At 67.0% G+C, this 2,828-nt stretch carries 3 protein-coding genes; all 3 read right to left on the bottom strand.

Features of this window, described 5'->3' with window-relative positions; all coding sequences use genetic code 11:
• Window positions 1-1,177 (bottom strand): alpha/beta hydrolase (locus tag D3273_RS27390; protein ID WP_165359750.1); only part of this gene is annotated, 1,177 nt, incomplete at its 3' end.
• Between the two features lie 4 nt (window positions 1,178-1,181).
• Window positions 1,182-1,688, bottom strand: a complete 507-nt coding sequence (locus tag D3273_RS27385) for a DUF4142 domain-containing protein (RefSeq protein ID WP_165359749.1) — start codon at window positions 1,686-1,688, stop codon at window positions 1,182-1,184.
• A gap of 122 nt (window positions 1,689-1,810) precedes the next feature.
• The coding region (locus D3273_RS27380; protein WP_207210927.1) for an AraC family transcriptional regulator at window positions 1,811-2,828 on the bottom strand (1,018 nt) is incomplete at its 5' end.

The following is a 2,828-nucleotide window of genomic DNA, read 5'->3' as shown; positions in this document are numbered from 1 at the left end:
GCTTGCCTGCGAAGGCCTCACGCAGGTCCTGCGCGGCCGCGTCCTGGGCCTTTTCGGCGTCGGACACGACGGGCGCCATGCCGAAGAACTCGTGCGTCACGCCCTCGTAGTTCCTGTACGTCGTCGGCACGCCCGCCGCCTTGAGCTTCTCGGCCAGCATCTTGCCCTCCGACATCAGCGGGTCGATGCCGTCGGTGATGACCGTCGCCGAAGGCAGGCCCTTGAGGTCGGCCATCGTGGTCAGGTTCAACATCGGGCTTTTGGCATCGTCCGGCTTGGCCAAGGTCTTGTCGACGAACCAGCCCATGGCGCCCTTCGACAGCGGCATGGCGTTCTGGTTCTGGATGTAGGACGGCGTGTTCATGTCGGTGCCGGCGACAGGATACACGAGGAGCATGTGCGTCGGCTTCTGCACGTTGCCGTCGCGTGCCATGATGGCGACGTTGGCGGCCAGGTTGCCTCCGGCACTCTCGCCAGCTACCGCCACACGGGCGGGGTCGCCGCCGAACTGCGCGGCGTTGGCCAGGGCCCACTTGTAGGCCGCGAAGGCGTCCTCGTGAGCGGCGGGGAACTTGTTCTCGGGCGCGTGACGGTACTCGACGCTCGCCACGATGGCGTTGGCCTTCTTGGCGAGCGCCATCGCCGACGCCTCATAAGTGTCCACCGTGGCGATGACCCAGCCACCGCCGTGGTAATAGACGATGACCGGCAACGGGCCGGAACCAGCGCCGTCCGGGGTATAGATTCGGACCAACTGGGTGCCGCCGGCGGTCGGGTAGGTCATGTCCTTCTTGGACACCTTCATGGCGGCCATCATCGCGGCAGGGTCCTTGCCCTGGTCCTTGAGCACCGCATTGACGGCGTCGGCCGGGGTCGGCTGGGTCCTGGCCTCCTCGACCGAGCGCGACTCGATGGGCTTCACGCCGAGGTCGCCGAGCTTCTTCAGCACCGCCGCCATATCCTTGTCGGCACGCTTCATCGTGCCGCTGTCGGGCGTCTCCGCCACGGTCGCGACGGTCGAGAATGCGGGCTCGGCCACGGGGGCGTCGGGCATGGGTGCCGCCGCGGCAGGGGCCGGAGGTGCTGCGGTCTGCGCCCATGCCGCAGGCGCGGCCAGCAGGGCGGTGCCGGCCATGAGGCCGGCCAGGAGGGCGGATGATCGGAAAACGGTCGTCATGGGATCAGGTCTCGTCAACAGATGGCGACGCCAGCAGTCGACCCTGCTTCTCCATGGGGTCGGTCGCGCCAGCGCTGTTGTGCAGGTAGGCGTCGGCGATATCGCGCAGATACTCGTGGTTTTCGAGTTGGAAGGTGATGTAGGCGCGGTCGAAGCCCTCACCCTTCGCGGCACCCTTGATCTTCTCGATGGAGGCCATGGCGTTCGTGTCGACGGAGGACTTGGTCCCGAGATCCTTCAGCACCTCGTTGACCGTGATGGCCTCGCCGAGTTCGAAGCCAGCGAACTCGTGGGCGTCCTTGTTGGTCGCGCGTTCCACGGCCAGTTGAGACGTGGTCAGCGAGGCTTCGGCCGGGCCGAGCACGCCTATGTAGTAGTCGGTCGCGGTCTTCACGCCTGCGAAGTCGGTGATCGGGGTGGCAGGGGCGACCTTCTGGGCCTGGGCCATCGCGGCGGGCGTGGCGGCGATGAGGGCGAGGCCGGCGAGGATGGATCTCCGGTCGGTGATCATGGTGGTCTCCTGAACGACGGTGGCGGTGGCTGTCGAACAGCGTGCCATTCAGGTCGTGTCCCCCGCCAAGGCGCCTTCGAACGATCTGCGTCCTACCCCGAACGACCAGACGCCTGCACGGGTCAGGGCTCCTGGCTGGTTTCGGAAGGCGCCAGTTCAGGGTTTTCCCGACGTTCCGGTTCGACCTCGTCCCCTCCGCCGAAACTGCGGAAGTCCGACGGGGTCAGACCGTAGGTGGACTCGAACACCCGACTGAAGGCGCTGCGGCTCGCGTAACCGACGCTGCCGGCGATGATCTTGACGGGGAGGTCTGTGGCGGTGAGGAGACGCGCGGCGATCCGCAGGCGAACCCTTTGGACGAAATCCATGGGTCCTTGGCCGAACACTTCGGAGAACCGCACGGCGAAGGACGTGCGGCTCATGCCGGCGAGCGACGCCAGGCTGTCGACCGAGTAGGGCGCGCCGGGATGTTCCAAGACCGCGATGATGGCCCGTGCGAGTTTCGGTTCCTGGAGCGCCCTGAGCAGCGGCGACGCGCCGTCGCCGCCCAACAGATGCTGACGCAACATCACGATCAGGCACTGCTTCATCAGCAGTTCCGTCATGGCCTGTGTGCCCAGGCTCGGGGCAGCCACCTCGGCCAGCATGAGTTCGAATGTCCCACGGAGGGGGGCGTCTGATGAGAAGGCCTGGATCATCGGTGACTGGAACAGCTCGAAAAGTCCCAGCGCACCGTCATGGCTGGCGGAGATCTGTCCGCAGACCAGGAGCGTGTCGGGCGTCCCGTCCCCCGCCATGAAGCTGACCAGCCCGTCGCCGTGGAGAAGGCAATGGTCCTCGGCCCGCGCCGCTCCGACGACCTCCTCCGCCTCTCCCAGGGCATGCGGGAGGCGGGCCGGCACGATGATGACGCTGTGGGGCGCGAACGCCTGCCAAGGCCCGGCGCCGACTCGCAGGCTGCCCGTCCCGCGCAGGACGTAGTGGATCGTGATGGCCTCGAACGGACTGAACCCCAACTGCCATCCGCGTTGGATGCGGCAGACCGAGAAGGCGCGCAAGCGCACGGCCAGCGTCACCAAAAGGCGATCGAGGAGGTCTGCCCGCACGCATCCGGCCTTTCTTCGCGTCGTCTCTGCCGCA

It is taken from the genome of Lichenibacterium minor, assembly GCF_004137685.1.
In the GTDB taxonomy this organism is placed as follows: Bacteria; Pseudomonadota; Alphaproteobacteria; order Rhizobiales; family Beijerinckiaceae; genus Lichenihabitans; species Lichenihabitans minor.
The sequence above is the reverse complement of the archived record's forward strand: the minus strand, read 5'-3'. Positions and strand labels throughout refer to the sequence as shown.